Source organism: Rhodococcus sp. NCIMB 12038 (assembly GCF_002165735.1).
Classification (GTDB): domain Bacteria; phylum Actinomycetota; class Actinomycetes; order Mycobacteriales; family Mycobacteriaceae; genus Rhodococcus_F.
Window position 1 is genome coordinate 1 of record NZ_NHML01000004.1, and the last position, 26,933, is coordinate 26,933.

The 26,933-nt window shown below is 62.9% G+C and carries 23 protein-coding genes and 2 pseudogenes; 11 read left to right on the forward strand and 14 right to left on the reverse strand.

The features are described 5' to 3' along the window. A partial coding sequence (locus CA951_RS06115; protein WP_143543023.1) for an SDR family NAD(P)-dependent oxidoreductase occupies positions 1–275 on the reverse strand: 275 nt, incomplete at its 3' end. Positions 276–453: 178 nt separating this feature from the next. Between CA951_RS06115 and CA951_RS06120 the strand changes: the two genes are divergently transcribed. Continuing rightward, positions 454–1,929: an AMP-binding protein gene (locus CA951_RS06120; protein ID WP_256973422.1), complete on the forward strand. Its 1,476-nt coding sequence runs from the start codon at positions 454–456 to the stop codon at positions 1,927–1,929. Positions 1,930–2,042: 113 nt separating this feature from the next. On the opposite strand, the gene CA951_RS06125 is transcribed toward CA951_RS06120, so the two are convergent. After that, entirely contained in the window at positions 2,043–2,948 is a 906-nt protein-coding gene (locus CA951_RS06125; RefSeq protein ID WP_256973356.1) for a hypothetical protein, read from the reverse strand. Between the two features lie 286 nt (positions 2,949–3,234). After that, a pseudogene (locus CA951_RS06130) lies at positions 3,235–3,880 on the reverse strand (enoyl-CoA hydratase/isomerase family protein). A gap of 646 nt (positions 3,881–4,526) precedes the next feature. Between CA951_RS06130 and CA951_RS06135 the strand changes: the two are divergent. After that, positions 4,527–5,996 carry a PEP-utilizing enzyme gene (locus CA951_RS06135; protein WP_256973357.1) on the forward strand — a complete coding sequence of 490 codons (1,470 nt, stop codon included), beginning with the start codon at positions 4,527–4,529 and terminating at the stop codon, positions 5,994–5,996. Between the two features lie 99 nt (positions 5,997–6,095). On the opposite strand, the pseudogene CA951_RS06140 reads toward CA951_RS06135, so the two are convergent. From CA951_RS06140 to CA951_RS06165, 7 genes and pseudogenes are all read right to left on the reverse strand, one after another. After that, a pseudogene (locus tag CA951_RS06140) lies at positions 6,096–6,550 on the reverse strand (transposase); the annotation flags it as partial. A 61-nt stretch (positions 6,551–6,611) separates the two neighbouring features. Continuing rightward, the gene (locus CA951_RS44045; protein ID WP_256973359.1) at positions 6,612–6,776 is read right to left on the reverse strand and encodes a hypothetical protein; all 165 of its coding nucleotides are present in this window, start codon (positions 6,774–6,776) and stop codon (positions 6,612–6,614) included. 134 nt (positions 6,777–6,910) lie between these two features. Continuing rightward, complete coding sequence (locus CA951_RS06145) at positions 6,911–8,239, reverse strand: cytochrome P450 (RefSeq protein WP_256973360.1); 1,329 nt, start codon at positions 8,237–8,239, stop codon at positions 6,911–6,913. A 328-nt stretch (positions 8,240–8,567) separates the two neighbouring features. Continuing rightward, positions 8,568–9,521 carry a PDR/VanB family oxidoreductase gene (locus CA951_RS06150; RefSeq protein ID WP_087556014.1) on the reverse strand — a complete coding sequence of 318 codons (954 nt, stop codon included), beginning with the start codon at positions 9,519–9,521 and terminating at the stop codon, positions 8,568–8,570. A gap of 4 nt (positions 9,522–9,525) precedes the next feature. Further along, entirely contained in the window at positions 9,526–10,422 is an 897-nt protein-coding gene (locus CA951_RS06155; RefSeq protein WP_087556015.1) for an LLM class flavin-dependent oxidoreductase, read from the reverse strand. Continuing rightward, positions 10,419–10,889, reverse strand: coding sequence for a nuclear transport factor 2 family protein (locus CA951_RS06160; protein WP_087556016.1), 471 nt, complete (start codon positions 10,887–10,889; stop codon positions 10,419–10,421). The genes CA951_RS06155 and CA951_RS06160 overlap by 4 nt, the downstream gene beginning before the upstream one ends. A 26-nt stretch (positions 10,890–10,915) precedes the next feature. Continuing rightward, a complete protein-coding gene (locus CA951_RS06165) occupies positions 10,916–11,347 on the reverse strand; it encodes a limonene-1,2-epoxide hydrolase family protein (protein ID WP_087556017.1) in 432 nt (143 codons plus the stop codon). A gap of 91 nt (positions 11,348–11,438) precedes the next feature. Here CA951_RS06165 and CA951_RS06170 point away from each other — a divergent pair, with 91 nt between their 5' ends. The 3 genes from CA951_RS06170 to CA951_RS06180 all read left to right on the forward strand — a co-directional run bounded on the left by CA951_RS06170 (position 11,439) and on the right by CA951_RS06180 (position 14,258). Next, complete coding sequence (locus CA951_RS06170; protein WP_087556018.1) at positions 11,439–12,797, forward strand: NAD(P)/FAD-dependent oxidoreductase; 1,359 nt, start codon at positions 11,439–11,441, stop codon at positions 12,795–12,797. A gap of 81 nt (positions 12,798–12,878) precedes the next feature. Beyond that, positions 12,879–13,319 (forward strand): limonene-1,2-epoxide hydrolase family protein, encoded by a 441-nt coding sequence (locus CA951_RS06175; RefSeq protein ID WP_087556019.1) that lies wholly within the window; start codon positions 12,879–12,881, stop codon positions 13,317–13,319. An 81-nt stretch (positions 13,320–13,400) separates the two neighbouring features. Continuing rightward, on the forward strand, positions 13,401–14,258 hold the full coding sequence (locus CA951_RS06180; RefSeq protein ID WP_087556020.1) for an SDR family NAD(P)-dependent oxidoreductase: 858 nt from the start codon (positions 13,401–13,403) through the stop codon (positions 14,256–14,258). A gap of 55 nt (positions 14,259–14,313) precedes the next feature. On the opposite strand, the gene CA951_RS06185 is transcribed toward CA951_RS06180, so the two are convergent. Then, entirely contained in the window at positions 14,314–15,450 is a 1,137-nt protein-coding gene (locus CA951_RS06185) for a hypothetical protein (RefSeq protein WP_087556021.1), read from the reverse strand. A 112-nt stretch (positions 15,451–15,562) separates the two neighbouring features. On the opposite strand from CA951_RS06185, the gene CA951_RS06190 reads away from it, so the two are divergent. From CA951_RS06190 to CA951_RS06200, 3 genes are all read left to right on the forward strand, one after another. Beyond that, positions 15,563–16,804, forward strand: a complete 1,242-nt coding sequence (locus tag CA951_RS06190) for a phosphotransferase family protein (protein WP_087556022.1) — start codon at positions 15,563–15,565, stop codon at positions 16,802–16,804. Beyond that, entirely contained in the window at positions 16,798–17,895 is a 1,098-nt protein-coding gene (locus CA951_RS06195; protein ID WP_087556023.1) for a hypothetical protein, read from the forward strand. Before CA951_RS06190 ends, CA951_RS06195 begins: the two co-directional genes overlap by 7 nt. 162 nt (positions 17,896–18,057) lie before the next feature. Continuing rightward, positions 18,058–19,713 carry a PEP-utilizing enzyme gene (locus CA951_RS06200; protein ID WP_256973363.1) on the forward strand — a complete coding sequence of 552 codons (1,656 nt, stop codon included), beginning with the start codon at positions 18,058–18,060 and terminating at the stop codon, positions 19,711–19,713. A gap of 113 nt (positions 19,714–19,826) precedes the next feature. Here the strand turns inward: CA951_RS06200 and CA951_RS06205 are convergent, their stop codons facing one another. The 3 genes from CA951_RS06205 to CA951_RS06215 form a co-directional block, all read right to left on the reverse strand. Next, positions 19,827–21,323 carry a PEP-utilizing enzyme gene (locus CA951_RS06205; RefSeq protein ID WP_179220125.1) on the reverse strand — a complete coding sequence of 499 codons (1,497 nt, stop codon included), beginning with the start codon at positions 21,321–21,323 and terminating at the stop codon, positions 19,827–19,829. Between the two features lie 155 nt (positions 21,324–21,478). Next, the gene (locus CA951_RS06210) at positions 21,479–22,099 is read right to left on the reverse strand and encodes a TetR/AcrR family transcriptional regulator (protein ID WP_087556026.1); all 621 of its coding nucleotides are present in this window, start codon (positions 22,097–22,099) and stop codon (positions 21,479–21,481) included. Further along, positions 22,100–23,017, reverse strand: a complete 918-nt coding sequence (locus CA951_RS06215) for a hypothetical protein (RefSeq protein ID WP_179220126.1) — start codon at positions 23,015–23,017, stop codon at positions 22,100–22,102. It lies immediately after the preceding gene. A 623-nt stretch (positions 23,018–23,640) separates the two neighbouring features. Here CA951_RS06215 and CA951_RS06220 point away from each other — a divergent pair. The 3 genes from CA951_RS06220 to CA951_RS06230 all read left to right on the forward strand — a co-directional run bounded on the left by CA951_RS06220 (position 23,641) and on the right by CA951_RS06230 (position 26,920). After that, a complete protein-coding gene (locus CA951_RS06220) occupies positions 23,641–24,651 on the forward strand; it encodes a hypothetical protein (RefSeq protein WP_087556028.1) in 1,011 nt (336 codons plus the stop codon). Further along, positions 24,648–26,285, forward strand: coding sequence for a PEP-utilizing enzyme (locus CA951_RS06225; RefSeq protein WP_087556029.1), 1,638 nt, complete (start codon positions 24,648–24,650; stop codon positions 26,283–26,285). The genes CA951_RS06220 and CA951_RS06225 overlap by 4 nt, the downstream gene beginning before the upstream one ends. A 164-nt stretch (positions 26,286–26,449) precedes the next feature. Continuing rightward, positions 26,450–26,920 (forward strand): nuclear transport factor 2 family protein, encoded by a 471-nt coding sequence (locus CA951_RS06230; protein WP_256973364.1) that lies wholly within the window; start codon positions 26,450–26,452, stop codon positions 26,918–26,920. Positions 26,921–26,933 lie beyond the last annotated feature (13 nt).

A 26,933-nucleotide genomic window follows, 5' to 3' on the forward strand; every position in this document is an offset into this window, starting at 1 on the left:
CNGGCCCAGCCGACGCCGGCGCAGTTGACGACGATGCGCAGCGGCACACCCGACTCGACGATCTTCTCGATCGCGGCCTGGACCTCGTCGCCGCTGGTGACGTCGGTGGCGAGGAGGGTGACACCGTCGGGGACGTTGTCGCCGGCGCGTTCGATNGACTGCTGCAGGTCNAGTCCGAACACGGTGGCTCCGGCGCCGGCGAGACGCTTGGCGGTGGCGGCACCGAGGCCCGAGGCCGCTCCGGTGACCAGTGCGGCGGTGTGTGCGATGTCCATGCGGTGTCCTGTCCTGGAGGTGCGTGCCGATCGGCGAGAATACGCTTGTGGTAGATAATCGAAGTATAGAGTAGTGGGGCGAGGTCTACCGTCAAGTGCCGTCCCGAGAAGTGGAGCAACGTAAGTGGGCTATCCAGGAACTTTCGCGCGATCACATCCCGAGCGCTCTGCAATGATCATGGCCGGTTCCGGGGCTCGGATCAGTTATCGAGAGCTTGATCGGCGGTCGACGTCTCTTGCCGTACTGCTGAGGAGCCGGGGTTTGTGTGCCGGCGACACCGTCGCAGTCGTTGCCGAGAACAGGATCGAGTGGGCGGAGGTCATCTGGGCGACTGTCCGCGCAGGATTCGACATCGCGCCCGTCAATTGGCACCTGGGTGGCGACGAGCTCGGTGCAGTCCTCGGTGCGTGCGACGCGCGGGTCGTCATCACGTCTCGGGACTGTCTCGAGGCAGTGCGGGCAGCGGTAAATCGACGCCTGCCTGAGGTCGAGACGATCTTGGTGTTGGGTGGCGACGTGGAGGGCGCTCCCGGTGGGCTCGGAAACGTCGAAGACTACGAAACAGCCTTGCTGTCAGCAGTTTCCGCAACAGAACTGCCGGACGAGCAACTCGGTGGCCGCGTGATGTTCAGTGCGGGGACGACGGGCACTCCCAAGGCGATACGGCATTCCGCACCGGTCGTCCATCCCGCCGAGGCACCACCTCATCTCGGTAGATACACGGAGTTGTTCGACTTCGATATCGACACCGTCTATCTGTCCCCGGCGCCGATCTACCACACCGCCCCCTTCAGATTCGTCCTCGCGATCACTCAGCTCGGCGGGACCGTCGTGTGCATGGAACGATTTGATCCGATGCAGGCGCTGCAGGCAATCACCGAGCATCGGGTCACCCACGCGCAGTTCGTCCCGACGATGCTGATCCGTCTGGATCGACTTCCGGAAACGGTCAAGAGTTCCGCCGATATGTCCAGCCTGAAGGTCGCGATAACCGGAGCCGCGCCGTGCCCGCCGGAACTCAAGCTCCGGATCATGAATTGGTGGGGGCCGGTGCTCCACGAACTCTACGGAGCATCGGAGAGTTACGGTAATTGTCACATCGGGCCGGACGAAGCGCTGGCGCGCCCCGGTTCGGTCGGCAGAGCACTCGTCGGCACGATTCACATCACCGACGACGACGAAAGGGAATGCCCCGTCGGCCGGGACGGAACCGTCTGGTTCGAAGGCACTCCCCGGTTCGCGTACAACGACGACGAGCAACAACCCCGGGACGGGGGATGGCAGACCGTGGGGGACGTCGGCCATCTCGACAGCGACGGCTACCTCTACCTGACCGGCCGGAGAAGTCAGCTCATAATTTCGGGCGGTGTCAATATCTATCCGCAAGAGGTCGAAGATCTTCTGCTGCTGCACCCCATGGTCTCCGACGTCGCGGTCGTCGGCCTTCCGGACACCGAATACGGCGAGATCGTTGCTGCGTATGTCGTACTGCGGGAGGGATTTCGGAACGTGACGCAGACCGAGTCGACACTCAGCGCATACTGCCGATCGAAACTTGCCGGCTACAAGTGCCCGCGGCGCGTCATCGTCGTAGAGAGCCTCCCGCGGGGTGACAACGGAAAGTTGTACAAGAGATTCATCGAGACCTCATAGGGAACCGGTCGAACACGCATGACACACGCCGATCCGTTGGGACCGGCGCGTGATCAGGGGCTTTCGACACCGAGTTACGGTGGCACGGGATGGGCCCGCCGGCGATGCGGCGCTTACCGTTGCGCCTCCACTCCGCCTTCCGCGGGAACTCGAGGAGGAATGTAGTTGGGCCGGAATGGCGGCCGACCGAGCAGGGTGTCGAGGATGAATGCAAATACCGCCACACCGAATGCGATGGTCACCATGCCGAGCAATTGTGTGGGAAGCCAGGGATAGTTGCCGTTGACGGCGATCCAGGACGGCATCGCGATGAAACCGTAGACGGCGGTGACGGACAGGGGAGTGATCAGGAGCATCGATATCGACTTCCATCCGCGCAACTGCTCGCGGTAGCGGTAGGCGATCGCTGCGGCCAGGAACACGCCGACCGAGTTGCACGGAATCCACCACCACGGCAGTTGCGAGATGATGACGAGCGGCTGGTTACCGTAGTAGTGGTAGACCCCCATTCTCAATAGAATCTCTTCGAACACAACGGAACTGGCGGCTGCGCCCGCCCACATCAACCAGATCATCTTGGTGCGAGGGTTACTCTCGAGCAGCTTGTAGATGAAGATCATGAAGGCGCCGTATCCGAACCATCCTGCGACGATCCACCAGGGCATTTCACGGCCGAGGATGGTGTAGGCGTGGTTCGATTCGCTCCAGGGGAAGTACACGGCACCGATGACGTCGTAGAACACCTCGGGTATGCAGATCACCGCCCCGCTGAGTGCGAGCAACAGCGGGAGCAGCGACCCGGTTCGCCGGATCTCGCGGATTCCCAGGCCGACGCCGATGAGTCCGACCGCAGTCATGCAGACGGTAGCGATGATGTTGTTCGTCGACATGTACGGCGTGTTGTGCGGCGGGGTGGGGATCCCGAACTCGGGATCTATTGTGAAGTCGGCGCTTCCGAGGACGGGACCCTGCCGGATCGAGGTGATGATCAGGGCGGCGATGATGGCGATGACAACCACGGCCGCAATGATCAACTTGCCTCTCGACGTGATCCCGTCGAACGAGGACTTCTCGCTACTCTCGGTGGGCGTGGCCCGTTGTATGGAGCCTTGCGGCGGCGTGGAAACCATTACTGCGCCTCTCTGTGGCACGGCGGATTGTGGGCTTCGGCCATGAGCGGGTTCGCGGAGTGACACGACTCAGATAGTGGCCGTCGCTGGGTCGACTCTATGACATAGACCACAATAAAGTCTAGGTTTCGACTGTCGTTGATGCGACATATCGTCCGTGGATGCGACGGGCCGGTCAGCGACGCGCGACGACATCGAAATCGGGGGCGCGCTTCTCGATGAACGCGTTGACCCCTTCGATGCCGGTAGGACTGTTCGCCGCGACGGCGATCGCTGCCGCTTCCGCGTCGAGTTGTTCGACCAGGGGCCGGTCGGCGGACTCGGCAAGGAGCTCCCGAATGCGCGCGTAGGCGGCGGTGGGGCCGCTCACGAGCGATCTGGCTACCCGCATTGCCTCGTCCTGCAATTCCTCCTCGGGTACGAGGCGGCTGAGGATGCCGAGGCGAACTGCTTCGTCGGCATTCAGGACGGCGTCGGTGAGGAGGATCTCGCGTGCTCGTGCCGGCCCGACGGCCCGCGGAAGGGTCCACGACATCCCACCATCCGGTGTGAAGCCGATCGACGGGTATGCCGGCCGTAGCTTGGTGGATGGGGTGCCGAGTGCGATGTCGGAGTGGAGCACGATACTCATGCCTGCACCCGCGGCCCAACCGTTCACGGCGGCCACGACCGGCGCCGATGTCGTCGGGCCCCGCGCCGTGCAGTGCGTCGATGCCCTGGGCGAGACCCATGGCCGAGAGGGAAGTGCCTCGCGCGGCGGTCGCCACGGAGATGGTCAAGACGCCGGCGTCGGACGTGAGGTGTGTGCGGGAAGTGGTCACTGGGAGTCCTGTCAGAATGCGCGCCGCCCTCGTGGGCGATCGCGGAACCTCGGCCGGGGTGCCTGTCGGCGGCGCATCGGCACTTGTGCACAGTGCGTCCGCTCGCACCCGGGAATTGCACAACCAATAATAGTCTAATGTTAGAGTATCCGCGGGGGAGAAGAGCGCCGATCCCCGCCCGCGCCGGCCCATGAGTGCTGTCGAATGAACTGTCGCGGAGCGGATCCCACGTCGGAAACATGCGCGATGCATGCCGAGAAGCGCACGTCACGCCTGGCGGCATCGGTACGAAGATATGTCGGAGAAGCGTGGGGCCGTCATATTCTGCTCGACAATCTATTGCACTATAGTCCAATAGTAGAGTTTAATTGTGGTGCCCGTCACTTGTTGCCGCAGAAACGTGCGGCATCACCGTGTCGGAGGGTGCTGCCTCCAAGGCTGTCCCGGCCTTCGTCGGCACGGCAGCATCGGCGCTCACGATGAGGAGAAGCTTTTGTACACCACCGTTACCGACCCGATTCGCGGAACATCTGAACCTGACCGGTATTGGACCAGCACCAACCTGGGCGAGGCATGCCCGGAGGTCATGTCACCCATGTGCTGGAGTTTGTGGGAGCGGTCAGCGGAGCTGGGTTGGCTCTACTCGATGTACGCATTCGGCGTGCTACCGAAGAAGAAGGTCACTGTCTCTCCGGACGTAAACGACCGCGGCCTGTCCTGCTTCTACGGGAGGCAGGCACTGAACGTCGACGCAATCAAGAAGATCATGTCGGCGCTGCCTGGAGTCGATGCCGACGACTTCGAGCGTGACCTCATGGGAAGTGTCCGACCGGATGCGCCGCGGTTCAAGTCGAGCTACGCCCGTGTTCCCGTGCTCGTGTTCAAGGCGCCATACGCCCTGCTGCGGACCGGCCCGAGGTTGAAGTCTCTGCACGACGAGATGTACGAGCGATGGGTGGCGTCGGTCTTCCCGCGGGAACAGTCGAGCAACGAGCCCATCGACGATTTGGTGCAAGCACGCGAGCAGTTTCAGCGTATCTTCTCCGTCCACTGTGTATGGCGGTTCGTGTTTCAAGGCGCACAGAGCGCGGTGGCACAAGCGGCCGAGAAGGCCGGAGATGCAACACTTGTCGATCAACTGCTGTCGGGAGTGGGAGATGTCAACGAGACGAGGATGGCTGACGACCTCTGGCGATTGGGTCAGGGCGAGCTGACCGAGGGCGAGTTCCTCGAGGCTTGGGGCTACCACGGACCGAATGAAGGAAATCCCTACACCACGGTGTGGCGTGAGAACCCCGCACCCATCCGTGCATTGGCGGCGGCATACGCTCAGCGGTCCGAACGACCCGCGGTGCGTGCAGCGCGAGCCCAGGAAGTCGGCATCGAGGCGGAACGCCGCCTTCTCGCCGCGACTCCATGGTCTCGCCGTCCGGCGACGCGTTGGTTGGTGCGTCGGATGCGAAATATCATCCGGACGCTGCAGGTCGGGAAGGCGGCGTACCTCATGGCAATTGACACCGCCCGGGCAGCGGCTCGCAACCTCGGTGCTCAACTTGTGGAACGCGGCGTACTCCGGCAAATCGACGACATCTTCTTCTTCACGGTCGAGGAATGTCAGGAACTGGCCAGCGGACGCATACCGAATGTGCAAGAGATCGTCGAGGTTCGCCGCGCAACACGCGACGAGTACAAGGCAATGGTGCTTCCCGTCGCGTTCCGGGGCATGCCGGAACCGCTCAAGGTCGACGTCGGTGTCGACGATGTCACCGAATTGTCCGGGGCTGCGAGCGGCGGCGGTAGCGTGGAGGGTCGGGCGCGTGTTGTGGTCGACCCGGATCAGGAAATCGAACTCGACGCCGGCGATGTCCTGGTGTGTCGGTTCACCGATCCGAGCTGGGCTCCCCTGATGGCGCTGGCCGAGGCCCTCGTCATCGACATCGGTGGGTCGGCAAGTCACGGGGCGGTGGTTGCCCGCGAACTGGGCATTCCCTTCGTGATCGGCACGGAGAGCGGGACGAGGGTCATCCACGACGGGGATCACATTCGGGTGGATGGTTCCGCGAACCTGGTCAGCGTCCTCACGCGAGCAAACGCGACGGAAACCGCGACGGCGTGAAGCGGGGAGCAGCGATCACGTAGCTGCGATAGATAAACCTCGATCCACCCGATCGCCGTGGGTTGAGTGCTGAGTTCGGTTGCGGGCGTTAATGGGCTGTCAGGGTGGGGGTGACCGCCCGACCTGGTGTCGGGTTGTTCCACTGAGGTGGTTCCATTCGGTTTCCCAGGGCCAGTGCCGCGGCAGGTGCAGGGTGAGCCGGCGGGCCGAGGACGCGATCCGCGCCGGCACCGAGATCAGGGTCCGGCGGATGGTGGCGGTCGTTGCTGTGGCCGGCCGCGTGCCGGTGAGGTGGCGGCGGCGCGGGTGAGATTGAACGCCATCACCGCCAGCACCAGCCAGGGGCTGTTGGCGGCGAACCGACCCGACGGCCGGTGCGCGAGCGCGGAAGCCGTCAGGTCGGTGAACCGCCAGGTGTCGAACATCGTGCCCTGCCCGTCGGTCGACCGGGGATTCAGGTCGGGGATGCGGCGCACCACCAACCGGCCCGGTGTTCGTTCGGATGCAAGGCGGGTGAATGCGGTGAAGTCGATCTCGGCGACCTCGGCGCGCGCCGATGGCGGAATCTGCCCGCACCAACACCCCACCCGGTGAGCGTAGGAGCGTCGACGGTGCTTACGGGCGGTCGAAGACCGTAGGCATCGTCAGATGCTCGTCCGCCAGGTCAGCGAGGCCGCCGTGCTGCGCCAACCCGAGTACCAGGATCAGGCCGGCCGCGGCGAGGAGGTTACGGTCGTCGAACGCCGCGGCGGTCACCGTGCGGGTGTGGGATAGTTGCACCTTAGAGATGCTCTTCGTGTTGATCGAGCTGGTTCTGTGAGAAGTCCAATTCTGTCAGCACGCAAACGACAGTGCGAGTCCCGGATGGGACTCGCACTGTCGTTTGATCTGTAGGGCAGACTCGTCGCTGACAGTCAGCGCGAGGGCGGAGAGAAGGTGATCGAAAGCGATTCGATGCCGTGAAGCACGAAACTCCGGTGGAACGTCACTTCCTGGTCGGGATCGGCCAGAGCAATGGAATGGCAACGTTCCAACAGAACCGACAGCGCTGCCTTGGACTCCATCTTGGCCAAGTTCATTCCCAAGCAGGAGTGCTCGCCGCGGCCGAACGTCAGATGGCGGGCACGCGCATTGTCGAGATCGAGTGCGTCGGGCTCGCTGTACACCGCTTGATCGCGGTTGGCTGAGCCGGTAACCAGGTAAATCAGACTATCGGCAGGAATGCGGGTACCTCCGACCTCCACATCCTCGACGGCGACCCGCCAGATTCCCTGTACAGGCGGTTCCAGGCGGAGCACCTCATCGAGGAAGTTCGTGATCTTTTCGGGATCCTCACGCAGGGATTCCTGCAACGCGGGATCCTTGGCGAGCATCCAGAGTGCACTGGTCAGCAGGTTGGTCGTCGTTTCGTTGCCGGCGACCAGGAATTGCACCAGCATCTGGAGTAGCTCGGCGAGAGTCAGGGGATCTTCGCCATCGAGTCGCGCCGCCAGCAGGTCGCTCAAGAGGTCATCGACAGGATGCTCGCGCCGGCGATCGAGTTCCTCGGTGAAGTAGTCGTAGAAAGCGTCGACCTGGTCGAAGATCTCGATGATCGCATCCATGTCGTGAGAGAGTGCGCCGACGCCACGTGTGAAGGCGTTGGACCACTCCTTGAAGGTCGCCATATGTGACGGCGGCACACCCAGTAGGGTCGCGATCACCGTCATCGGAATGGGCATGCTGAAGCCGGCGACGACGTCGGTGGGCCCGTCAGTGGCGAAGTTGTCGATGAGCTGGTTGGTCAGCTCTTTCACTGCGCCGTCGAGTTCTGCTACCCGGCGAGGCGTGAAAGCGGCATTGACAAGTGAACGCTGACGCTTGTGCAAGGGCGGATCGGAGAACAGGAGGACGCGCGATTTGCTCAGTTCGATGCGCCGGGCCGCCTGTTGCCGGGTGCGCTCCGGGAGATCGGCATTCTGCAGTATCTGCTGGGCGATACCTGATACCGAACTGGGCCCGCTGGCCATACGGTTCGAGAACCGGGTGGCATCACGCAACACATCCAGAACGTCTTCGTGCCGCGTGACAATCCACGCGCCCAACTGCTCATTGTATGAGACCGGGTCGCTGTGGCGCTGGGCGGCGTATGCGCCGTAGGGACACCGAACGACGTCGGGGCGCAGCGCTAGCAGGTCATCGAATGTGGCGGCGGGGCAGGTTGTTGTGTCCGCTCGATCTGTCACCGCAAACTCCTCATGCACGATTGCTAGAATATTGATTACTAGAGTATCTGACGTCGCGGCGACGTGTCTATACGCGGCGTTGACTCATCGAAAATTCCGTCGACCCGGTCGGACACGAGCGCGGCAACGCGGTCGGCAAACACAGGTACACACTGATGGTGGTCACCGACATCGCCACCGGCGCAGCGGAGAACCATTTGGTCCTCGACAGGCCGCAAATGGGTGGTCGCGGTGGCGAAGATGACCAGTTCGATGAGGGAGGGGAAAGATGCTCACGATTCTCTCCCCGGCACAAAGAAAACGGCGACGATCCAGAGCATCTGTTCGCTGGATCGACGCCGTATGATCACAGATCGAGTACGAGTTGTCTTCCCTTGCAGCGGCTCACGCAGATCATCATCATGTCGCCGTTGTCCTGCTCGTCGGGAGTCAGGTAGTCGTCGCGGTGGTCGGGCTCGCCGTCCAGTACCTTTGTCTCGCATTCGCCGCAATACCCCTCCTCGCAGGAGAAAGGCTGATCGGGGAGCACTTTTCGCACCTCGTCCAGGATGTTGACTCCTTCGGGGACGGTGAACGTGGCACCGGTTCGTCGTAGTTCCACCTCGAACGAATCGCCACTGGTGTCCACGGGCCCGCTGGCCGAGAAGCGTTCGAAATGCAGACCGCCGAGATGGTCGTGCGCGGAGAACTCCGCCGCAACCGCGTCGATCATCGCGCTCGGGCCGCAGGTATAGATCACGGTGCCGCCCGGCGCATTCGCGAGGATGGACGCCAGATCGGGATAGCCGCGCTCCTCCTCGATCCACAAGTCCACCTGATCTCCGAGTGAACCGAGCTGCTCGCGATACGCCATCGAACTGGCGCTACGGCCACCGTAAACGAGAGTCCATTGTGCCCCCGCTTTGCGCACCTGCTCGATCATGGGGATGAGTGGTGTGATGCCGATCCCCCCGCCGATGAAGATGTACGAGTCGGCCTCGACCAGGTGGAAGTTGTTCTTCGGAAGGCGGATTCCCAGCTCGACGCCGGTCTCGGCGGCATCGTGCAGTTCCTTCGAACCGCCGCGGCCGTTCTCCTCCCGCAGAACGGCGATCGTGTACTTCGATCGATCGTCTCTGTTCCCGCAGAGTGAGTATTGACGAGACAGTCCCGAAGGCAGGTGCACTTCGATGTGAGCCCCCGGCTCCCAGGTCGGCAGGGGATGCCCTTCCGGATCTGCGAACGATACTTCGATGACGTCGTCGGCGACCACGGCCACATTGGTGACGCGCAAGGTCAGGCTTTCGATGGTGGTGATCATGTGATCAGCCCTTCGCGGCTTCGACAAGCGGCTTCAGGTTCGTGAGAACCTCGAGCCATCCTGTTGATGTTGTGATTTCGGAGCAGAAGTTGGTCTCGATGATGACTCCTTCGAGGTCTGCGGCAACGCACTCCGCAACTCGGGTGGTCATCTCGTCCACGGTCATTCGTTTGCCGGCGGTGGATTGCTGAGCGAGTCGGTAGATCGCTCCGACCGGGTTCTTGTCTTGCGGCCGTTGACTGTTGATGTCCTCGAGGATACCCAGCACATTGCCGATGGGGATGGAACCGGGATTCCACAGGTCGAAGTCGCGAGCAGTTCGCGCGAGCCCTGCTTTGGAGTACATGCCCGACATCAAGCGGGGGATCCGTGTGGGCTTCGGTTGCATGATGGCCGGTCCGATGTCGAAGAACGCGCCATGGCGTTCCACCGGATCGTCGCTCCAGCACGCACGGAGGGCGGGAATGAAGTCATCCATCCGCTTGCCTCGCGTGCGGGGGTCGACTCCGACGGCCCGGTGTTCTTCCTCGGACCATCCCACGCTCAACCCCACGACGGACAGGCGGCCTTCGCTGATTCGGTCGACGGTGGCAAGTCGGTTGGCCAGTTGCGCAGGCCAGTGATTTCCGCCGACGAGAATGCTGGTTCCCAGTTGCAGGCGATCTGTCCAGGTTGCCACGGCGGCGAGCAACTCGGTGGGCGCCCACACCGAACGGTAGACGTCGGGCTGGTCGGTTGCGCTGCCGCCGTAGTCGCCCGACTGCTGGAGTGCGTAGAGGAAGTGGTCCTGCACCCACAGGGTGTCGAAACCCATGTCGTTGGCTTGTTGAACGAAGTCACGGATCAGGGACGCCGTCACGACCGGCCCCAGTTGTGGCAGCGTGAGCCCAATTGTTGTCACGAGGTAACTCCCGTTTCCTGCTTCGGAAGTTCGTGTCGTTCGATTCGGGAGAGTCGACTGCGACAGATGCGCCATCGCCCGTCGTCGCATCGCCGGTATGTCTCCGTGTAGTGACCCCACCCCTCGTGGGATACGTAGCCGCTGCCGGCCGGGGACTCTACGCGGTCGTACATCGGCCAGATGGCCGTTGCTGTCGTCTCGTCGAGAATGTCGATCTCGGGTACGTGTCCGTGGTGGACCGAATAGCCGGTTTCGAAATGCCTGGCCACGCTTGCAAGAAACTCCTGCTTACCGCGGGGGGAGGAGGTCGATTCGGCGAAGTCGACGATGAGGTCGTCGGTGAACAGGTCTGCGAATTCGTCCCAGAGTCGGAAATCAACGCAACGGAAGTATCGAGCCTTGAGTTGGCGAATGTCCTCTATGGCAACGAGTCGACGAACATCCTGTTCTATCGATTCAACAGTCATTGTTCCGTCCTCTGTGCGACGAAGGGTTAGTGGGTGTGTCGCGGGAATCGTTCCCGGATAGGCGAGTCCGCGTTGTAGTCGGAGTATCGCGCGATCTTTCCGTCAGTGACGACGAACGATCCCATGATCGGTATTTCGATCGCGACGCTTCCGTCGGCGGTATGTACCCGGTCGATTCGCTCGGTGAGCACGATGTTGCCGCGCGAGGCGATGTTCAGTAGCTCGGCGGTGCAGTACTCCATCTCGAGGGTGTCGTGCAGCGTGGTCAGAAAGTCCATCGCCGACTGCTTACCCTTGGTGGCCGGTGACCCGGTGTTTTCCCAGGAAACGTCTTCGGTCATCCAGTGGTCGTAGCAGTCGCGCATGTGCGGCCAGGCGCCAGGTCCCCAGTCGTCGAGAAACCCGACGACCGCCTTCTCCGAGTCGGTCTGTGCTTCCGCTCCAAGGTGGATGATCATTCTCGCCCTTCCATGTTCCTTGTCACATCAATAGTCGCATGCAAGACTATTGATCGTCAACGCAAGTTCTGCAAGATGCCTGGGAGGCGCGATGGGTCTGGACTCGGTCGTCATCGGCGGAGGAGGTATCTCGGGCCTGCTCGCTGCCGCGGCGGCGAGCCCGTTCGCGCGGCAAGTCGTCATTGTCGAGAAGGACGAGATACCGGTCGAGCCGGCACCTCGGCGCGGAGTCCCCCAGGGAAGGCAGGTCCACGCGCTGCTCGGCGCCGGCCAGGACGCCATGGCCGAACTGCTGCCGGGTATCGTCGACGACTTCGAGGCGGCCGGAGCCCGCATGGTCGACTCGCCCGCCGACCTGGCCGTCTATGGACGCTTCGGCTGGGCCGGTCGCGTGCGGAGCGGAACTCGCACTGTGATGATGCGCCGACCCGTACTAGAGCACGTGGTGCGGGACAGGGTGCTGGCCCTGCCGAACGTCACCCTCCGGTCGTCGGCCGTCACCGGGATATCGGTCACCGATGACCGGTCACGCGTGGCGGGATTCGCATTGCTCGACGGCACCACGCTGGAGGGGGACCTCGTCGTCGACGCCACCGGGAGGGTCTCTCGATCGGTGGAGTGGCTCGGCGACATCGGGTACGACGCTCCGCAGGAGAGGGAGATGCGGTCGCACATCGGATACGCCACGGTTGAGGTGCGGCTGCCCGACGGTGTCTTCGACGACGGCGTGGCAGGCGTGTTGGCGCACCCCCATCCCGGCAACTGTCGGGGCGCCGCGGTGGTACCTGCCGACAACGGGATCTATCTGATTGCCGGCCTCGGGATGATGAATCAGGATCCGCCCCGGGATATCGACGGGTTCATGGCTCATCTCGACGGCGCGCCGAGCCCCATTGTGGGGGAGATTGCCCGGAAGGCGGAGTTCCTCACCGACATTGCCACCTACCGGGTGCGCGGCAGCCGGCGGCGGGTCTGGGAGGATCTCACCCACCGACCCGACGGTTACCTGCTGATCGGCGACGCCGTCATGGCATTCAACCCGCTGTACGGCCAAGGCATGTCGGTGGCGGCCTGTGAAGCAGTGGCCCTGTCGCGCAGTCTGTCCGAGGATTCCTCGGCCGCTGGTCTCGCGTCTCGCGCACAGACGGCGATGAAGGAAGTTATCGACATCGTCTTCGCGATGGCGGTGTCGACGGACGGAGCGTACGAGGGCGCCGAGCTGATCGGGGTGCCGAGACCGTCCGCAGACGATATGGAGGCGGGTGCACTGCTGTCTCGGGTGGCGACCGATGATCCGGAAGTGGCCCTCGCGGTCAAGCGATACGCCCACTATTTCGATCGTGGTGCGCTGCAGTCGCCTTCGATCGCCGACAAGCTGGCAGCCTGGAAGGTCGGCAACCGGAAGGTTCTCCACGACAACCCGGTGGTTGTTCCCGGCATCATCGGCTGAGTGTCACTCTCTGTAATCCGCGTCACTAAACTGATACTCTCGTAGTGGAATATCTACTTCTCGACCTTTCAAGGAGATGCCATGGTCTCGGCCGGCAACGACAAGGAACAGTTCGTCCTCGATTTCTTCAAGGGAATGGGGCCTGACCTCGAGTCATTCAAGAAGACCTATCGCGAGTACCTCGCCGAGGACGTGGAGTGGGAAAGCGTGGGGTTCGATCATCACCCCAATCTGGAAGACTCCCTGAAGTACCTCGACACGCTCGCCGAGCAAACCGGAATGGCCTACTGCGATATCAACGTGATCAACATCGGTTCGGCCGGCGACCTGGTCTTCACCGAACGGGTGGACACGATGTACCGGGGCGACGGGTCGAAGATCATGGACTTCCGTGTCGCCGGTGTTCTCGAGGTGCGCGACGGCAAGATTCGCCGATATACCGACTACTTGGACAGCCTCGGCACCGCAACTCAGCTGCAGTCGCTGGCTCAGGAGATGGGCCACGGGGCCGTCAGCGCCTGACCTGATCGCTGCGTGGGGATCCGCATTTCCGGATCCCCACGCAGTGTCGTTGAATTGAATCGATTGCCAGGAGGCAACGTCATGATCACCGCTCCCTTTCGCATGGATGGTGAAGTCGCGGTTGTCACCGGTGGCACCGCGGGGATCGGGTACGAGACCGCGAAGGTGCTGCTCGCTGCCGGAGCCAGGGTCGTCGTGTGCGGGCGCAATTCCGATCGCGGGCAGCATGCGGTCGAGCAACTGGGAACGGTCGGCGACGTCCACTTCGCCAGGGCGGACGTGAGCGACGAGGCTTCGGTCACCGATCTGTTCGGCGAGGTCCGCTCTCGCTACGGGGCGGTGAGTGTTCTCGTCAACAATGCCGGCCCGACCGATCTTCTGCACTCGCGCGATGTCGATGGTCCGTTGGGTGCGGTACAGCCGACTGCGTTTGCAACGCTGATGGAAAGAACCGTCACGTCGAGCTACCTCCCGACTCGTGAAGCGCTGGGCGACATGGTCGGTGCGCGTGCCGGATGCATCATCATGATCTCGTCCATGGCCGCAGCACAGGCGATGCCAGGCTTCGACACCTACGCCACCGGGAAGGGAGCGATCGAGTCGATGACCCGTGCGATCGCGGGAAGCTATGGGCATCTCGGAATACGCTGCAACGCAATTCGTGTCGGTCGAATAGCGGTAGATCACGGTGGAGGACTCGGAGCGGCCGCTGACCCGGCCGAGGAGGATCCCGATGCCTGGCGGGAGCCCACCCTTCCGAGGGCAGGGGCCCCTGAGGATATCGCGCACGCGGTGCTATATCTCAGCTCGAGCGCCGGGCGCTACGTCAACGGTGCGGTCCTCCCTGTGGACGGCGGTGTCGGGGTGCGTTCGCTCATGCCCTGGCAGACGCCTCGGCCGGAGATGCTCGCCGATCGCACGACTGCAGGCCGCAGCTGATATCGGGCGAAACACCATTCGACCCCGCTACGCCCGGGCGTAGCGGGGTCGCCGTTCACTCGGCGAGGCCGCGATGCGGCAGTGCCCCGCGTGTCATCACGGCGCAGTAGCCGGTGGAATCGATTCCGTTCACCGTCATTTTTGCGAGTTGCTCCCGATGCCCAGTCGGAGTCGGCAGGCCATCGAGGAGGACCTCCTCGCGATCGGCATGCACGTAGACGTCGTACTCGGCGACGTTTCCGCGCCAGGCGCCGAGGCCACGACCATCCCGGTAGCCGCCGTCGTATCCCGTACCGGCGTACGCCCAGGCGTGGATCAACGGTGTGGCGCGGACGGTGAGTTCCTGCCCGTCACCGATCACGAGTCCCAGCCGCACCTCGTCGTACTGCCGGGTTCCGGGGTGGAAGGTGATGTCGAATGCCGAAACGCTGACCGGCAGGCGCAGACCCTCTCGTGTCATGGCGACGATGTCGCTGAAAGTAATCCTCCCTTCGCCGTCCTCACGCTGCTGGAGCGACACCCAAAGATCGTCGTGCTCCACGACCAGAGCGATGTGCAGCAGCGATGCGGCAGGCGCGGTTGGGGATGCGGCTTTGGCGGCCTGTGGATCCGCGACCGAGCGATCGAATCCACCGACTCCGGGCCGGACACCCCAGGAATGGTCACGGGTACCCCACCAGTCATTCACCGTCGCCTTGTTCTCGGGGTACTGAATCCAGCCCTCCCAGCGCCCGGGCTGGTGATATCTCGTGATCTCCTGCCCGACCCGTCCACCGCGCGAGTCGACGTAATGCGCCTCGCACGCCGGCGCGTGGTCGCTGGTGAAAGTCAGGTCCGCGGCAATCGGCGTGTCAGGGTTGTCCAGGCGGACGTTGATCTGCCGGTACGGCTCGACTACGTCCACGCTGAGCCCACCCACCCCCGTGGTGAGGACGTCATCGCTGAGAGCGCGGGAGAACCGTGAGTTGTGCTGCCGGTCCCCCTCGAGGATGCAGAGGAATCCGTCGCATACACCCATGTTCTTGTAGACGGCGAGCCCAGCGACGAATCCGAAACCGCCGGAGGGATCGACACCTGCGAACCAGTAACGGTCGAAGAATCGGTGATCGCTCGTCGCGGCGTACAGGAACGGCCACGGCGCCTGGTGGAGCAGGGTCTCGTCCGCGGGGTGGAGAGAGCGTTCGTCAATCACTGGTCACCTCGTGAGAGCAGGGTCGGATAATCGAAGCATCGATAGTCTAACTCTAGATGTTATTGCTGTTCGGTGCTACGGTGCGGGAGTGCGACATTCGGTAACCTCACAGGTGGCTAGCGTCCTTCGAACGGAGCTGGCGCTCGTCGGCGCCGACCCGGATCGGGTTGCCGAGTTGGTAACTGTCGGGCGTGCTCTGCTGAGGCGGGCGGAACTCGACGACGACCTCGGACGCAGACGTGCCGCAACTCCATCGCCGCAGGGCGCCGATCAGCTCCTCGCTCGCGAGTTGCCATCGGTCGGTGAGGAACTGGACGGTGCGCCGGTGCCGATCGACTACGGCACCTCCGCGGAACTGACCGTGACTGCTGCGAGCCTCGGCGCGGCACTCGCTCGCCATTCGCGGAGCGGACGCACCCTGACTTCCGTCGAGGACGTGAGGCGACTGTCCGGTGGCTTCTCCAAAGAGATGGTGATGGCGACAGCCGCGTACACCGACGGCTCCCGCGAACGATTCGTCGTGCGCAAAGTGGCACCGGGACGTCGGGCAGACGGCCTTCGCGCAGAATATGACGTCCTGCGGTCGACGTTCCGCAACGGCTGTCCCGTGCCCGAACCGTGGTGGTACGACGCGGAGATACTGGGCGCCCCGGCGATCGCGACGTCTGCCGTCGCCGGTGTACCCGCCGGCGACCCGAACGGGTGGCTCGTGCCACCGTCGGCGACGGTGTTGGCATCGGTGGCACGAGCCGTCGCCGGTCAGCACCGGGTCGGCGTCGAGGCGATCGACACGGCCCCGCTGCCGCCGTTGGTGTCCGTCGACGACCGGCGGGAGGCGCTCGCCGAACGACGGGGCGTCCTCGAAGGTCTATGGGCTGACGGTGACGACGCGTGGGCACCGGTATTCCACCTGGTGCTCGAATGGCTCGAAGCCACGGTCGCAGATCAAGCTGACGCGCCGGTGCTGGTGCACGGGGATTTCGGGCCGCACAACTTCCTTCTCGAGGGTGAGGAACTGTCGGGCGTGCTCGACTGGGAACGTAGTCACATCGGACTTGCAGTCGAAGATCTCGCGTACTTGCGACCCACGCTCGACGACGAGTCGTGGTCGAAGTTTCTGCGCGAGTATGTTGCAGCGGGCGGACTGGAACCTTCTGGCGACGCGCTCGCGTGGTACATCGTGTGGCAGGACTTCTGGCGGGCCGTCTCGGCGTACCGGATGCGCAATATCTTCCTACAGCGGCCCGAGCAGGTTCTCTACGGCATCTCGGGGTTGCTGCTCGCTCCACGTTTCCTCACGCGGGCAGCCCTTTCCGTGTCTTCGATGCACTCGTCGGGAGCCGTCAAATGCTGACGCCACTGGACGAGAGCCTGTTCCATCAGACGTCGGACCCCTTCGCCGTGGTGGCGACACCGGACCACCGATTCTTCGACCGGTACTGGTTCTCGGGGTTGGACCCCGACGGCGCGTGCGCCTTCTTCGCCGGCACGGGCCGGTACCCGAATATGGAGACGCGAGACGCCTTCGTCAACGTGCTGATCGGATCCCGGCAGCACAATCTGCGCCTCGCCGCCGAGATCGACGTGATCGCGGATGCGGCCGACGTCCATCACGCCGAGGTCGGACCCTTCAGAATCAATGTGGAGGAACCGTTCCGGAAAATCCGGTTGACGGTCGATGGACCGTCTCAGCCCGTACGGGCCGAACTCGAGTTCACCACCGCCCGCCATCCCCATCTCGAGGCCAAGCATCGAGAAATGGCGGGCCACCGACTCATTCAAGAGCAGACCCGTTACGACCAGGTCGGGTCCTGGAATGGCTGGGTGGAGGTCGAGGGGCGGCGCATAGACGTCAAGGACTGGTGGGGCGACCGAGACCATTCCTGGGGTGTTCGCGTCGACGTCGGAGGACTCGAGCCACCACCGCTGTCGCGCCGCGTCGGTAGCTTGACGATATGGTGCAACTTCTCGACTCCGACCCGGTACGGACTTATCCAACTGCGCGAGTATGCAGACGGCCGGCCCCCATATGTCGACGGGCGGATCTATGCGAATGACGGTTTCTCGCAGTCAGTTACGGCGGTCGACCACAAGGTGACGAGGGCGTCCGGCGGTTGGAGTGAAGCTCTGTTGCAGCTCACGCTGGAGGATGGCGGTGAGCTCACGATGCGTGCGACGCCACACCCGCGCAAAGCCTGGGCCAGCCGCGGGGGCGGCTACAACCGCGGCTTCAACGACGGATTGGGCTTCGGCGCTCGTCGCGGCGACGTGGCCGAATACGACGTCTACGACCTGGCCGACTCCGGTGCGGTCTCTTCTGTCGGACGTCCGATCGAGCCTGGTCATCGGGAGAATCTGGCAGCGATCGAGGTCGACGGTGAGGCCGGATTCGCCCACCTGCCGATCATGTGGCGCAGTGGTGACATGAGACGGCAGAACGGGTAAATAGATCTAGTATCCGATTGTTGATTGCACTAGTATTCTCTGTGAGCGGCGCCACTCGGAGTCGCCGGAAGGAGAATCATGGGCGACATTACGCGGCCCTGGGTAGTCGACAACGAATTGAGTGCGCGGTGGCCTGTGTACACCCGCGGAAATGTCGGCGAAGTGTCGTCTACCGTTGCGACACCGCTGTTCTGGAGCATGATTGGTGGCCCACCTTCGGAACGCGAGTGGCAGCAGGCGCTCGCCGAATTCGGTGCATTCGACCTCGACGAGTTCCGCGGCGATGTCATCGACATCCAAGGGCTCGTGCACGGATACGTGTACTTGAACCTCTCCAACATGCGCACCTTCGGCGCCCGGATGCCCGGTGCAACAGCAGATCTGATGGACCGCACCTATCTCGGAGACCGGGAAGCGCCGCCCTACATCCCGCACCCCGACGACGACAAGCCCGAGTACACCGATCGGATCCTGGCCACTGTCCAGCGGGTCATGAGCGAAACCGAACGGCCGGACATCGAGGAATTCCGAAAGGCCGCGGCGAAACTGCGCGCGGCACGCCCCGACTATGAGTCGATGAACGAGGCCGACCTGGTCGCTTACCAGCGCACAGTGATGCGCGAGCATTACCCGGTCTTCACCCGCACCCACCTGCGGATGGTGTACGAGGGCTCCATCGTCACCGGCGCCCTGGAAGAAGCAGTGGCACCGTTCGGCGATCCAGGGCTCGCGGTACGGCTCACCGCCGGCCTCGGAAACATCGCCTCGGCCGCCCCCAATCACGCAATGTGGAAACTGGGCCGCCTGGTGCGGGGGAGTTCGAACCTGACCGCCCAGTTCGATCAGGGGGTCGCGACCCTCGACGAGAGGCTCCGATCCGCAGCCGACTCGGACGCGAGCGAATTCGTCACCGCATTCGACGAGTTCCTGTACGAGTTCGGTTCGCGCTCCACTCAGGAATGGGAGGCCAACGCGCGAACCTGGGAAGCGTTCCCGACCATCCCCCTCGGAATGATCGACCGCATGCGCCTCCAGGAGGAGGACAAGAACCCGGTCGAACAGAGCAAGCGGCTCAGAGAAGAGCGCGAACTCTGCGTTGCTCAGATACGAGACAAGCTGGCGGACCAGCCGGAGCAGCTCGCAAAGCTCGAGGCCGCGCTACGGTCGGTGGCCGTCTACTCACCGGCCCGCGAGCAGAGCAAGACCAACACGATCAGAGTCCTTCACGAAGCCAGGCTACCGATGGCCGAACTCGGGCGCAGGTATGCAGCACAGGGAGTCTTCGCACGACCCGACGACATCGTCATGGTCCGTGAGGATGAACTGGACGCGCTCGTCGCCGATCCTCAGTCCTTCCGCGACACCATCGTGGAACGCTGGGAATGGTTCGATCAGTTGTCGGAACTCGAGCCGCCGTTCATGGTCGAGGCCGGCAAAATTCCCCCGATCACCGAATGGCCGAAGAAGACCGACCCCGGCGCCGAGCTCGCGACATCCGGCGACGTGTTGACAGGACTACCTGCCTGTGCAGGCGTCGCCACAGGAATTGCGCGCCTCATCACCGACCCCGAGAACGCACCGGATCTGGAACCAGGTGAAATTCTCGTGGCTCCTCTGACCGATCCCGGGTGGACGCCGATCTTCACCTCCGCAGCCGCCGTCGTCGTCAATGTCGGCTCCTCCATGAGTCACGCGGCCATCGTCAGCCGGGAGCTCGGCATCCCGTGCGTTCTCGGTGTTCGGCAGGCGACAAAGCGAATCAAGGACGGCATGCTGCTGACCGTCGACGGTGGTGCCGGGACAGTCACGGTGCACTGACCTCGGCGTTCCTGGGGCAATCTGACTCTTGCGTCCGCCGCTCGGGCGCACCGAGGCGCCGCATCCCGCCGGATGCGGCGCCTCGAAACCGTTGCAAGAGGACTCAGTGCAACTCAATTTCCCGGTCGAGGGCTGTCAGTCGCCCGACGGGCGCGATCCACCGTGACCGTCCCGGTTACGCCATCGACCACCAGGTGGTCCCCATCGTGTATCACTGTCGTCCCGATGTCGGTACCGATCACGTAGGTGATTCCGAGCTCGCGGGCCACGACTGCCCCGTGGCTCGACTGGCTGCCGATGTCCACCACCAGCGCAGATGCCAGTGCCATCATTGGCGTCCAACTGGGATCGGTGAAGCGGCAGACCAGAATGTCGGAACTTCCGAGGTCGACATCGTCATTCAGATCGGTGACGACGCGGGCGGTTCCTGTGACGACGCCGCCTCCTGAGGCCTTTCCGATGAGTGAGGTGGGGGTCGCAGGAGCGGCCGCGGAGAATCCGATGTCCTCCGGCGGCATACCCGTGAACGCAACAGGAAGGGTGATCTGCTCGTACTTGTGACGTTCTGCCTTGCGGAACGAGATCACGCCGCGGACGTCTTTCGAAGTGTCGTTCAGAACTTCGTCGAGCTCGTCGCTCGTCAGGAAGAAGACGTCGTCGCATTCGGAGAGTCGACCACGCGCCACGAGATCGGATCCGAGAACGCGAGCCGCAGCGCGGCATCCGTCCAAGGCCATGAGATACGCGGCTTTCGTGAGTTCGAGCTTCCGCGTGAGTCCCGCCGCTCGCCGCAGCATGAACAGTACAGATTTCCGCCGAATGGGTGGTAACGCGGCCAGCAGTTCCTTTTCGGCTGAAATGCGCTCAGTGATCGAGTGTGATTCGCGGTCGATCGGTCGGGCCATTTCAGGTCGGTTCCGATACGACTTGATGAGATTGCGAAGTGGTGCGTCATCCTCGCGCCACGATCGTGTGAAGACGTTTCCTTCATACGGTCCATGGAATCCGTAAGTCTCGATGAATGATTCGAGACTTCCCGTACCGTGAGCGATCTCCCACAGCGCGTCAGCCATCTGAGTTTCGGCAACGTTGCCGTACCCGCGCAGGGCCCGCACAGCGAGGTCCGGCACACCGGATCTCGCTGCCGCATTGTTCACCGAGCCCTCGGCTGCAGGAATCAGAAATCGAACCTGGGAATGTATGTACATCGCCTCGCCGAAGCGGCGGGATGCATCGCGCAGCAGTTCGATCGGTTGCCCGGCCACGCTGCGATCCTTGCTTCCGCAGTACACCTCGCGCCGCCACCATTCAGCCTGGTCGCGGTACATCTCCGAAAATCGTGATTCGAGGCGCAACAGGGCGACCGGTAGCTTCGTCATGATAACGGGGATGCGCCGCGGTGCAGACGCCTCGGGTTCGAGACCGTCCCGGACACTCCCCAGCAGATCACGCTCGACATCGTCGGGCTTGACCCCGGGCAACCGAGCCAGGACCGACCGCAGAACATCGACGTTGACCGCTTGGCGTCCGTAGATGGCAGCGGTCGACCTCTGATTCATGTCAGGCGACATCACCTGCTCGCGTCGTGACAAGACCCCGAAATCGCCCATCGACCTGAGCCACGCGGATTCCAACCCGGCTCCCCACACGCTCCAACACAGCGGGGTCAGGATTCGGGGTGTCGCCTCGGCGGTGTTGGTGGTCGACCAGAACCGGTCCGGTTCGCTCGCCCCACGGACAGGATCGAACGTCGGCAACGTCGATGTCATGAGTCCACTCTCATTTCCGGGCTGTCGGGGGAGGGGTGCCTTGAAATAGCCAGTACAGGTTTGACGACGAAGTCCTCGATCCAAGCCCGGATATCACCGTCGATCAACTCCGGCCGTGTCACGAACACATAATGGTTGGTCATGAACCAGTGCAGAATCCGGGCGTCGGGCATGTCGGAATCCAGTTCCTGCCGGCGACGACCGTGGTCGAGTATGGGTTGCCAATACTCGACTTCCATCGACATGAGATTGCTGTCGTCGGCGACGAGGCGGGCAGCTACTTCTCCCAGCTCTTCCGAAAAGATCACGGAGAGCAGTTCGTTTTTCATTGTGAGTTCGGCGCCAACCAGTAAGGACTCGACAATCAGATCGCGGACAGGACCGGACACGGGTATCCGATGCCGGCGCTGATTGTTGACCGCCAGAATTTCGGCCTCGAGGAGCGCGCGCACGAGCTCCTCCTTGTTGGCGAAATACCGGTACAGGTTGGGCCTTGCAATCCCGACCTGCCCCGCGATGTCGTCCATCCGCGTTCCCTCGAAGCCCCGCTCCCTCAGCGTCACGCGTGCGGCCTCGATGATTGCCTGGCGACGTGTATTCACTTCCCGTCCGCCCATCTAATCCGTGATCCTCTTGTCTGCGGGTATGCGGTCGCGGAAGTACTCGAACCAGCCATATCCGAACTCGACCTTGCGTGGGTCACCCCGGAGTGTGGTGATTCCGGCCATCGACCCGTAGCCGTCCCAGCGTGAGGCCTCGAAGTCGTCCATGTGACCCGTCTTATCGGAGCGGTACTCCCATACCTGTCCCGCCGACTCCTGTTGTGCGTAATGGATCTGGCCGGATTCTTCGATGCGGTAGCGGCAGTCGAGCTCGTTGTTCGACAACACGACGGTACCTACGCCGTCGAGGTCCTCGACCACGGCGGCCACACACATTCCCCGACTGCCACGGACCAGCGTGCCCCATTGCATGGTCCCGTCATCCAGTAGGTTCCCGAACGCGTTGAAGCTGTGCTCGAGTTCTGTGAAGAATTTCGCTTCCTTCGGCTCGACCCCATGCCTCCAGTAGCCCGTTTCGACGACCATGATTCCGCGGCACGGCCGGCCGAGCACCGTTCCGGAAACGCGGCAGGGGTACTCGGAGTAGAACCATGGATCCGTCGGCATAGGCGCATATCCCTGCACGCCCAGAGCGCCTGGCACACCCTCGAGATGCAGGAGGTCCCCCTCGTCCCACAGTACCGAGGTGTCTGTCAGTTCGACTGTCAGTGGCCGTTCATCGCGCGGCGCAACCCCTTCACGCGTGCGTTGCAACACGGGTTCCGACCATCGCCGAAGCTCGGGTGAGCTGAAGCGGCGGAGCTCACCTCTGGCGCTCTGGCTCGTCTCCGGTCGAAGGCTGAGGGCTCCGAACTCGTCGCACATTATGTAGAGTCCGCCGGTCATGGAACCGATGTACTTCCGCTCCACGACGTAGGAATTGCCGTCGTCGTCGCCGAGGTATGCATAGGTGTATTGGACCTGCATTCCCAATCCGTGATAGGTCGACGTCGGCAACATTGTCGCCACCCGTGGCCGGAATGGTCCTACGACGGTATGGAAGTCGAACTCCCCGAATTCGGGGGTCACTGCCTCTACTCTTGCCGTCACTTTGTGTGTCCTGTCTGTTGGTGGCGAACCTGCGGTTCGCGTGTGTGTGCCCTGTCGCAGCTCGGGTGCCGATCGACTCCCACCGCCGAAGGGTGGTCCCGGCCCAGGAGGTGATACGTGAACCGTATATCCGTATCAGAGCGATTTCCAGCAAATGCGCGATTCCGATCTTCGATTTCTGGCGGGCGGCCCGGTGTGCACACCCGACCCCCGGTCTCCTCGACGTCTCCGAATCGGCGTGGCACGAGAAAATCGTTCGATAGTCGAGGTTCGTGAAAAATGCTCGGCGCGAACATGTACCGCCGATACTCGACGGGAGGTGCATTGGGATGGCCGCGGTATCGCATCCGAGCCGAGTCGAGCCGAGCCGTGTCCGGCGGCACGGTGGTGGGCAGGCGCGACATAAGTCGGACCGTCGATGATCTGAGGCTAGACTTTCGGCCTCGTCGTGACTAGCATCACATCTAGTTCGATACTCAACATCACACTTCGTATCAGGGAGAGCAATGACTTCGTACAAGCTCGGAGACTTCGGTGCGCATCCGGTCGTAGGTGCCTTCGATCCGGATCCGGAGGATATGGAACTACTCGCGTCGAAGCACGGCATAGGCCTGCAGGCGACGTGGCTTTACGGGTTCTTCCGAGATGCCGACGGATTGACCTACTGCGCCGAACGCAAGTTCGTCGGGTCTTTGACTTCGGGCTGCTTCGTGATGACCCAGCATGGGGACGCGTCAAACGAACTCAACGTGCACAAGGACTCGGGCCGCAGTGCGCGAGGCGAGTTGCGACGTGTTCTCGAGGGAAAGACACGCCGCTGGTCCGACCCAGTTTTCCAGCGTCTGCCGAAAGACGTTCTGCCGAACGGTGAGCAACCGATGGAATTGGAGTTCACTCGCGAGAGACTCGTCTACAACGAAGGTGACATTCTTTCACTCGAAGGCGCTTCCGTCGGTCGAGGAGTGCAATTCTTCATTCCCTCGCTCGACCGCCCGCTGCTGTACACCTCCACGTGCTTCTGGATGGAGGGCGAGTTCCAGGGCAAGCACGTTTCCGGACCGATCTGGTTCGACAACGCCTACTGGAACCACGGCCTGGAATGGAAGGAGTATGGATACTTCAACGACTTCCAGATCATGTGGCACGTCTTTTGCAACAAGTTCGACGACGGGTCATTCGAATGGGGCCACCTGGTCTCGGGTCGCGAGGGATTCAGCCCGGGAGTCGTCGTGCAGAGCACAGGTGAGGTCACCGCTACCAGTAAGACCGATCCAACCTTCGAGTTGGCGGACGGTGCGTGGCCGACGAAGACGACGTGGCTGGTGGACGACAAGACATACACGTTCGAGGGTCCGAATACGGGACGTATGACCGAATTCTCGGAGTCTCGCTGGGCAAATTATCGAGCGCAACTCGGTCAGACCCGCCTCGACGGTGACACGCGCACCCTCGCCGACGGGCTCACGTGGAACGAAGGGTTCACCAATCGCATCGGACCTGACGGCAAACCGGCATGAGTGCCCTTACTCCTGCTACGGAAGAGCTGTTCGACACGGTGCACGGCAGCTCCGAGCCGAACCGATTCTGGACACTCGCAAATACCGGCGAGGTGACTCCGGGCATCCTTGCCGCCCTGGACTGGAGTGTCTGGGACAACTTTGAACTCGCCGTCCGGCAGGCATGGTGCGACCTCGGAATCATGAACAAGCGTGACGTGTACCTGCCCACCGATCCCAACCTGCGGCAGACATACGTCTTCTACGGCCGGCACTCGCTCAATGTCGACTACGTCCGCAACTTCATGGGTTCGGTGCCGGGTGCATCTCCCAACGACTTCGAGCGTGACGTGTGCGGCACAGTGAGAGAGGGGATGCCAGACGAGAAGGGCTCGTACCGTCGTGCGCCGGCGATGCTCAGGAAGCTCCCCGGGGCTTACAGGCGGACCAACTCGCAGCTTCAGCAGCTTCATCATGAGACTCTGACGTGGTGGCGCAACAATGTACTGCATGGTGTCGGAAGCGACGATCCGCTCTCTGATCTGCACGCGGCCGCACAGTGTTTCCGGCGGACCATGAGCATGCACATCAGGGTGCGCACCTTCCTGCAAGGTGTTCAGGGCGGTCTGGTGTCGCTGGCCGAGAAGGCGGGAAGGCCTGACCTCGCGTTGTCCGTATTCGCTGGATTCGGCGAAGTCAGCGAATCTGCTTTGGCAGACGACATCTGGGCACTCGGGTCCGGCAGTCTCGACCTCTCGACTTTCATCGAGCGACATGGTTACTACGGTCCCAATGAGGGGATGGTATGGACATCGTCATGGAGGGAAGACCCGACACCGTTACAGGCCATCGCCCGTTCCGTGGCCGCTCGCCAGTCGAGTGATGTGGCCGCCCGTGCGCAGGCGGCGGTGGCGGCGCGCGAGGACGCGGAACGTGAACTTCTCGCAGGGTTGTCGCCACTGCGGCGACGCCTGGCGCGTATCCTGTTTCGCCAGGCCGCCACTCAGGTGCGCAATCTGGAACTCGGGAAGGCCACCTACCATATCGCGCTCGATGGCTGCCGCGCCGCAGCGCGCCGAGTAGGAGACGACCTTCGGGGCCGAGGCGTCATCGACGATCCCGAGGATGTGTTCTTCCTCAGTATCGAAGAACTGGCGGAGCCACCGCTACACGCGAGGGAACTCATCGCCTTCCGTCGACAGCGTCGAAAGGAGTACGCCGCAATCGAGTTGCCGATGACCTTTCACGGCGTACCCGAGCCGACGTCGACATCGCCGATCGATGTAGACGTCACGGAAATCGAGGGAATCGGTGCCAGCAACGGCGTCGTGGAGGGACGCGCACGGGTCGTCAGTGACGCTGACACCGAGGGTCTCTTCGAGGAGGCGGGCGACATCCTCGTATGCCGCACGACCAATCCGAGTTGGACCCCTTTGTTCACTCTTGTCGATGCGGTCGTGATCGACATCGGCAGCACTGCGAGCCACGGCGCCATCGTTGCGAGAGAACTCGGAATTCCGTGTGTTATCAACACCGGCAGCGGCTCGAAGGTTATTCGCTCTGGTGACCGAATTCGAGTTGACGGCAACCGTGGGCTGGTCACAATTATCGACCGCGCGAAGAATCTCGGCGACAGTCACACCAGGGAGGCCTGAGCGCTCCCAGGTGCCGCGGAGATTATCGATACCGCCACCACCGGCGCCTCGACGCGACGACTTTGCAAACGGCTCTGCAGATTTCGGCCGCGGGCGGGACCAGATGTGTCACGGTGGTGAGTGTACGAAGCTCGAGGCCACGTGGAGGCGGTGTGAACGCCGGTGTGACACGAAGAATTCCCGGCTTCGCCGCCGCGATGCTGGTGGTCGGTGGGCTGACCGGATGCGGCGGCGACACGAGTGAGACGGCGTCGCCGTCCATCTCGCCGACCGCATCCGCCGGCGCGACCGGGGAGCAGGAGGCGGTGCTCGCTCAGGAAGCGCGATGGCTGACAGCCATCACTGCCGGTGACCGCGACACGATCGAATCGATCCTCGGTCCGGATTTCAAGCACATCACCAGTGAGGGCAGGCTCCTCGGTCGCGACGAGGAGATCGCGAGCATCGTCCCGGTGGCGTTCACAATGAACGCCACCGGCCAGGTCGTCGACATCGTCGGCGACACCGCCGTGATACACGGCGTCAACACCGTCACCGAGTCCGGCAATGTGCTGGCGCGAGAACGATTCACCGACGTGTTCGTCAAGCAGGACGGAACCTGGATGGCACTGTCGGCGCAAGAGACCTCGATCTGACCGGAATACGATC